At 58.8% G+C, this 6,802-nt stretch carries 6 protein-coding genes; 2 read left to right on the top strand and 4 right to left on the bottom strand.

Going from position 1 to position 6,802, the window contains the following annotated elements; all coding sequences use genetic code 11:
• Positions 1 to 52: 52 nt before the first annotated feature.
• Positions 53 to 301: a Wadjet anti-phage system protein JetD domain-containing protein gene (locus tag RIFP1SYM_RS15090; RefSeq protein ID WP_005966382.1), complete on the top strand. Its 249-nt coding sequence runs from the start codon at positions 53 to 55 to the stop codon at positions 299 to 301.
• A gap of 226 nt (positions 302 to 527) precedes the next feature.
• Here the strand turns inward: RIFP1SYM_RS15090 and RIFP1SYM_RS15085 are convergent, their stop codons facing one another.
• Positions 528 to 2,444: a RecQ family ATP-dependent DNA helicase gene (locus RIFP1SYM_RS15085; RefSeq protein WP_006474923.1), complete on the bottom strand. Its 1,917-nt coding sequence runs from the start codon at positions 2,442 to 2,444 to the stop codon at positions 528 to 530.
• A gap of 160 nt (positions 2,445 to 2,604) precedes the next feature.
• Here RIFP1SYM_RS15085 and RIFP1SYM_RS15080 point away from each other — a divergent pair, with 160 nt between their 5' ends.
• Positions 2,605 to 3,441, top strand: coding sequence for a DNA ligase (locus RIFP1SYM_RS15080; RefSeq protein ID WP_005966379.1), 837 nt, complete (start codon positions 2,605 to 2,607; stop codon positions 3,439 to 3,441).
• A gap of 35 nt (positions 3,442 to 3,476) precedes the next feature.
• On the opposite strand, the gene RIFP1SYM_RS15075 is transcribed toward RIFP1SYM_RS15080, so the two are convergent.
• Genes RIFP1SYM_RS15075 through RIFP1SYM_RS15065 form a run of 3 tightly spaced genes read right to left on the bottom strand, consistent with a single transcriptional unit; the run spans position 3,477 to position 6,474 of the window.
• Positions 3,477 to 4,343, bottom strand: coding sequence for an alpha/beta hydrolase (locus RIFP1SYM_RS15075; protein ID WP_005966378.1), 867 nt, complete (start codon positions 4,341 to 4,343; stop codon positions 3,477 to 3,479).
• A complete protein-coding gene (locus tag RIFP1SYM_RS15070) occupies positions 4,340 to 5,734 on the bottom strand; it encodes an ATP-binding protein (RefSeq protein WP_005966377.1) in 1,395 nt (464 codons plus the stop codon). The genes RIFP1SYM_RS15075 and RIFP1SYM_RS15070 overlap by 4 nt, the downstream gene beginning before the upstream one ends.
• 14 nt (positions 5,735 to 5,748) lie before the next feature.
• Positions 5,749 to 6,474 (bottom strand): response regulator, encoded by a 726-nt coding sequence (locus RIFP1SYM_RS15065; protein ID WP_005966376.1) that lies wholly within the window; start codon positions 6,472 to 6,474, stop codon positions 5,749 to 5,751.
• Positions 6,475 to 6,802: the final 328 nt, after the last annotated feature.

Genomic DNA, 6,802 nt, shown 5'->3' with positions numbered 1-6,802 from the left:
TGCGCAAAACCTGTGAGTTCGAGCGTTTCACGGCGGGGCCTATTTCCCCCATGTGAAGTCGCTACTGATGGAGCCCAGCACGCTGGAGGCGCTATTCGACGCCTGGGTGGAGGAGAGTTCCAGCAAACGCACGACCGCCCGGTTGCCACATCTCGATAGCGAGGGGCAGATGTGCTATCGGCTGTTGTATGAAGATCGCTTGAGAAACAATATTCGGTTGGAGCAGGAGCGGATCCCGTTCGGTCGCCTCAATACGAGACTTCAGACGATCGGCCCTCTCCCCTTAAACTCCGGAAAGTGATAGGCACCTGTGCTGCTTTCATCGACACGCTTGATATTGGCATCCATGCCTACATGGATGTAGGTAAGGAGCGGGAGTTTCGCCTAGCAGGTTGTTGAAATTCTACTCAGGCGGCGCGATCCGGCGTTAAAATCGGCCTCAAAATGCTCATTTACTTCAGTAAACTGCGCTTTTTCGCCCGATTTTGCCTTGCCACGCACTCACCTGAGCGAATTTCAACAGCCTGCTAGATGCTCTTCTGGGCCTGGCTCAGCACGGTCATGAAGGATACGTTCTCCAAGCTGCCAAACAGGGGGTGGCGGGTCAGTTTGCTCCGGCTCAGGCGCGGCGATGTGATACCGCACAGGAAACGGCTCAACAGGCGCGGCTGCATCAGTATTTCGGTCTGCTCCTGCCTGACGGCGCTGACCTCCTGCCAGAATGTGTCACTGATTGTTTGTGCTCGGCGTGGCGGGAGCTCGCTACTGCCACGTCGGCACCAGCTGCAATGGCCGCAGGGGGCTTCACGCTGTTCGCCGAAATGCTGTGCCAGGGCGTTGCTCTGACAGCCGTCCAGGGTGACCAGATCCAATATCTGTTGCAGACGATGGATCTCCGCGTCTTCCCGTTTGATGAGGCGTTGGTACAGCTCACTGGCCAAAGCCTCGGTGGTGTCCGGTTGTCGCATCCGCTGGAATCGGTGGCGTATGCCGGCGACCTTCACCTCTAGTAGCTGCTGCTCCCCCAGCCATTCGAGCGCTTGTACGATCCTGTCGCGGGTTGTTTGCAGCGCTACGGCGGCTTCGGTCGGATCAATGCTGAACCAGATTCTGCCCTTGACCGCATGCCGAAACAGGGCGGCGAGAAAATTACGATGTTCCCCCTTGAAGCGGGAGAGGATCTCGGCTGAGCTTTGCAGGGGTTTGAATTTGTAGTCAGCGTAGAAGGGGGTGCCGCCTTCCAGATAGCCCGCCAACTCCAGGTAGGTAAGCAGCGTTCGCAACACCAGCGGGCGGATGTCGTGCCGGGCCGACAGGGTATAGAGGCTGACGTCGAAGCTCGGCTCCTGAGCGAACAGCTCATCGATTAGACCATACAACGCGGCTTTATCTGGGGTGTCGCCATAGACGAAGTTTTCCAGCACGTTCAGGTCGTCGGGGCAGACCAGCATTTGGCACACTGAAGGTGCGCCGTCACGCCCGGCACGGCCGATCTCCTGCGAGTAGTTCTCCAGACTCTTGGGCAGGTTGTAGTGATAGACCGCACGGATATTCGCCTTGTCCACCCCCATGCCGAAGGCGATGGTGGCGACCACGATGGCGTGGCTGGCTCTCATGAACCACTCCTGGACCTCGCCACGGATATCATCCTTGAGTCCGGCGTGATAGGCGCGGGCGGGTAACCCGGCATCGGCAAGCCGTTGGGCAACCGCCTCGGCAGTCTTTTGCAGGGTGACATAGACGATGACCGGGCCGGGGGGATTGCGGCTGATCGCCTCGAGCAACACCCGGTCGCGCTCTGACGCCTCGACTACGGTGGTCTCGATGTTGAGGTTGGGGCGGTAAAAGCCAGTGCTCACCGCGCAGTCTGGTTTGATCTCGAACAGCCGGCAGATATCCTCCAGCACTGCTGGCGTGGCGGTGGCCGTCAGAGCCAGTATGCGTTCGGCGCCGAACTGGCGAGCGAACCCCGCCAGCTTGAGATAGTCGGGACGGAAATTGTGCCCCCATTCCGAGATGCAGTGTGCCTCATCCACGGCAAACAGGGCGATCTGGATAGGCTTTAACATCGCCCTGAATCGCTCATTATTGAACCGCTCTGGGGCGACGTAGAGCAGCCGCAGCTCACCGCTTTTAAGTTGCTGCACCACCTTCCGGTACTCATCGGCAGTGAGTGAGGAGTCGAGTCGGCAGGCGCTGATGCCGCGTGCGGTGAGCGCATCTATCTGATCCTTCATCAGCGCAATCAGTGGCGAGACGACCAAAGTTACGCCGGGCAGCAACAGCGCGGGTAACTGATAGCAGAGGGATTTTCCGCCACCGGTGGGGAACACAGCAGTCGCTGAGTGGCCGTCGAGTAGATGTTGCATCACCGCCTGTTGGCCGGGGCGTAACTCGGTGAAGCCAAAATAGTGGTGCAGGGCCGTCTGAATCCTTGATGACATGGGGACCTCCTGTCCCCGGCTATCGGGAATAGTGTGCATGATCGCTCCATTATCCCCCCAATCGCGGACCGAGGGCCATTTCAGATGTGGCGGTGATTGCCATCACTACCGGTCGATTGTTAGCGTCTGTGCTGACTCGATCAACAAGGAGCTGTGATCAATGAAGAGGACAGGGATCTGTTTGGGCTGGTTGTTGGTGCTGTTTGTTACCTTGACGGCCCATGCCGCGGCGCTGGATCTCCTGCTGCTGACGAAGTATCGGCCGGGGATGGATGTCAGCGGCTGGTTTATGAGCGAGAAGCTCGATGGCGTACGGGCCTATTGGGACGGCCGACAGCTGCTGTCGCGCCAGGGCAAGCTGTTTGCTGCCCCCAGCTGGTTTACCGAGAAGCTTCCCCCTTTTGAACTGGACGGTGAATTGTGGATCGCCAGGGGGCGCTTTGAAGAGATCCTCTCCATTACGTCGCGCGATCAGCCGCACCCGGGTTGGCGCCGCATCACCTACAACATCTTCGAGGTACCGAATGCGCCGGGCGGTCTGGATGCCCGCTTGGGGCGACTGCGGCAATACTTGGCGCGTGATTCGGTTGAGCAGTTGCGGATTATCCCTCAAGCCGTTTGTCGAGATGTTGCCCATGTTATGACGCGGCTGATGGCGGTGGATGCGGCCGGTGGCGAGGGAGTGGTATTGAGAAATCCTGGCAGCCCTTACGAAACAGGCCGCAGTCCCAACGCCCTCAAGGTAAAACGCTTTGATGATATGGAGGGTAGGGTGGTTGGCTATCGGCCTGGCAAGGGGAAATACCACGGAATGACCGGGGCCCTATGGGTAGAGATCGAGGGAAACAAGCGCTTCTATATCGGCTCCGGCCTGACAGATCGGGAACGCGCGGCGCCACCTGCGGTCGGCAGTGTGATCACATTCAAGTATCAGGGTTTTACCAACAACGGTATTCCGCGCTTTGCGTCGTTTCTGCGGGTTGGCGATACGCGTTAACCCGCATCTCTCCGCCCCATGGCGATGGGCAATCCCTATGCACTTCGCCGGAGGAACGCCAGCAGCGATTCACCGTGTGTGGAGATGGCCTCCCTGGAGTCGTGGCCGGTTTCAGGCAATAGCAGCAGTTTCACCCGGTCGTCGAGGCGGTTGGCATATATCCGCCGTGCATCCGCCAGCGGAACGCTCTCGTCCTCCTCGCCGTGTACCAGCAGCACCGGACAGCTCCCCTGCCGGATGGTGTTGCAGGGGGCGATATCATCGAAGTTGGCCTTGATGGTCCGTTCGATATAGCGCAGCACCAGCCAGCCGATGGGCAGGTATGGAATATGGTGCGAGCGCATCTGCCTGCGCATCATCTCTACGGGGTGGGCGAAGGCGGCGATGCTTATCACGCCGGCCAGATCCTGTCGGCGGGAGGCTACCAGCAGCGCCGCAGCTGCCCCCACAGAGTGGCCGAGCAGGTACAGCCGCTGCGGGTCAATGCGTGGCTGGCGGCCCAGCCAGTCGAGCCCGTGCTCGAGATCTTCGGCGAAGCGTGGCATGGAAGAGAAACTGTCATCATCGCTGTTGCCGTGATTGCGGGCGTCTAGCAGCAGTACGGCATAGCCTTCGTGATGGAGCAGGGAGGCGAACGGCAGCATGTGCCCGGCGTTGCCGCCCCAGCCATGTATCACGGCCACCGCAGGGCCGTTTTTGATGCCTTCCGGGAGTGGAATGAACCAGGCAAACAGGCGCTTGCCGTTTGCGGTTGGGATGCGCACGGCCCGGTAGGGCAGCCCTAGATCCGCTGGCGATCTATGCTCCTGGATCCTCGGAGCGCGATAGGCCCGGTGAATCAAAATCGGTGTCAGGAGGGCTCCCGCCAACAAGGCGAGCGCAATCAGTATCAGGGTATTCATCGCGGCAGGTTCAGCTTGGCGCAGAGTCCGCCCTCGGAGCGGTTATGCAAAATTAGGTCGCCGCCATGGGCGCGCGCGATGTTTCGCGCAATCCCAAGACCTAGTCCCGTCCCTCCAGTCTGTTGGGCACGGGAGCTTTCCAGACGAAAGAATGGGTCAAATACTTTCTGCAGTGACCCTTCGGGAATGCCTGGACCCTTGTCGCAGATGGATATGACAACCTCTGTTTCTGTATCTTCAATCCTGATATCGGCTTGCCCGCCATAGCGCACGGCGTTCTCCACCAGGTTGACGATACAGCGTTTCAGCGCCAGAGGTTTGCCATCGTAGGGCGCGATTATCTGGCCATGGAGTTGCACATCCTTGCCCGCTTCCTGGGCATCCTCCTGAATGCTTTCCAGCAGTGCCATCAGATCCAGGCGCTGGCTGGGTTCTCTTGTTTCGGTACCCCGCATGAAGTCCAGAGTTGCGCTCACCATGGACTCCATATCATCGAGATCCTTTTCGGTCTTTGCCCGCAGTTCCTCGTCGTCCATTAGATCCGTGCGTAGACGTATTCGGGTCAGTGGTGTCTTGAGGTCGTGGGAGACTGCCGCGAGGATACTCGCCCGGTCTTCGATATAGTTTTTCAGGCGAGTTTGCATGGTATTGAAGGCTTTCGCCGTATCCTTGACCTCGGCGGGGCCGGTCTCTTTGAGTGGCGGCTGCTGGATATCCTTGCCGAGCCCTTCCGCCGCTCGCCTCAGATCCCGCAAGGGACGGATGATCGAACGTACGCCGATGAGTGAGAGCAGGATTACGCTGATCAGCAAAATAGCCAGGACGATGAGGAGCCGAGTTGGCCAATCGAACATGCGCTCGGAAAGACCGCGCTCGAAGCGTACCCAGGTGCCGTCTTGTAACCTCACCTGGATGTGGAAAAATTGTGCCATGGTATGCAGTCCGTGCATGTAGGCCCAGGGGCCTGACATGGGGCCACCGCTCATCATATGTTGGCGGTGCATCTGCGGCATCTGCGGCTCCATGACCGAGCTTTCGATGGAGACCCGTACCTCGGTATTCTGCGGCAGCTGTTTCAGCAGTTGATGTCTGACCATCTCGGAAGTGGGATGGGAATTCTGATCCGCTTCCGGGATTGAAGCCGGTTGCTCAGAGAGGGTGATCTGTAGCTCCGGGCTGGCCAATAACGGCACTAGCTGTTGGCGATCATGGGCGGGAAGGGAGTCAAGGAGGCGGACAATGCCTGCTGTACGGACGATCAGGTTCTCTCGAATGGACTCGTAGAGTACCTGTCCCCGGTCACGCAACAGGATGAAAGCCGAGAGCAACTGAGCCAGGACCAGGCCCGTCAGCAACAACAGTACCAGCCTTCCAAAAAGTGATTTTGGCACCTTGAGTCTCCCCTTCAGATGGCTGACGAGACCTTGCTTGCGAGCAAGTAGCCGCGACCGCGTAGGGTCTTGATCAGTTTTGGCTGCTTGGCATCGTCGCCGAGGCGTCTGCGCAACCGGCCGATCAGGACGTCGATACTGCGGTCAAAGGGGCCGCCGTCCCGCCCCTGGGTCAGGTCAAGCAATTGGTCGCGGGTGAGTGCTCGGTTGGGGTGGGTCAGCAGCACGTGCAATAGCCGATACTCGGCGTTGCTCAGGGGGACCACCAGACCGTCGGGTGAGGTGAGGTGCTGGGTTCGGGTGTCCAGGATCCAGTCGGAGAATATGAGCCGCTCCGGGGCATCCGCCAGCGGGTCGATGGGCAGGTCCCGTACCCGGCGCAGTACCACCTTGATCCGGGCCAGCAGCTCCCTGGCGCTGAAAGGCTTGGCCAGATAGTCGTCCGCTCCCATCTCCAGACCCAGGATGCGATCCATCTCATCGCCTCGTGCCGTCAGCATGATCACCGGAATCCTGGAACGCGTGCGCAGGGTACGGCAGAGCTCCATTCCGTCAACGCCGGGCAGCATCAGATCAAGGGTGATGAGATCGATGCGGGCCTGGTCCAACGCCATCCACATGCCGGTGCCCTCTGCCGCTGTCGTGACCTGGTAACCATTCTTCTCCAGATAAGTCTTGAGCAGGTGTCGGATCTCGGGGTCGTCATCGACGACCAATATGTGGTCTTGAGGGGTGTCCATGGCTCCAAATCTAAAGGGTTTTTTCTACTTGTGCGGGAGTGAATTGTAACGCTCGGTAATTCTCAAGGCCCCTGTTACATAAGATTACAAAACGCCTCTTTTTCGACACTGACGGCTTACACAAGTGCGGTTTTATAGAAATCAAGGCAAGAGCCTGAACAACCGATTCGATTCACTGTAACGCAAAAAGGAGAGAGTCATGAAACAGACAACCAAACAATTTCTGGGTGTCGCTGCCGCTTCCGTACTTGTTATTGGTCTGGTCAACGGTGTATTCGCCCACGGTGGATATGGTCCTGGTTTTGGCCCCGGCTGGGGTGGTCACCAT

This window comes from endosymbiont of Riftia pachyptila (vent Ph05), assembly GCF_000224455.1.
GTDB lineage: Bacteria > Pseudomonadota > Gammaproteobacteria > Chromatiales > Chromatiaceae > Endoriftia > Endoriftia persephonae.
The sequence above is the reverse complement of the archived record's forward strand: the minus strand, read 5'-3'. Positions and strand labels throughout refer to the sequence as shown.

Bases quoted from the DNA above. Each gene is read 5' to 3' on its own strand.
- RIFP1SYM_RS15080 (WP_005966379.1), top strand. From the start codon at position 2,605: ATGAAGAGGACAGGGATCTGTTTGGGCTGGTTGTTGGTGCTGTTTGTT.
- RIFP1SYM_RS15065 (WP_005966376.1), bottom strand. From the start codon at position 6,474: ATGGACACCCCTCAAGACCACATATTGGTCGTCGATGACGACCCCGAG.
- RIFP1SYM_RS15075 (WP_005966378.1), bottom strand. From the start codon at position 4,343: ATGAATACCCTGATACTGATTGCGCTCGCCTTGTTGGCGGGAGCCCTC.
- RIFP1SYM_RS15085 (WP_006474923.1), bottom strand. From the start codon at position 2,444: ATGTCATCAAGGATTCAGACGGCCCTGCACCACTATTTTGGCTTCACC.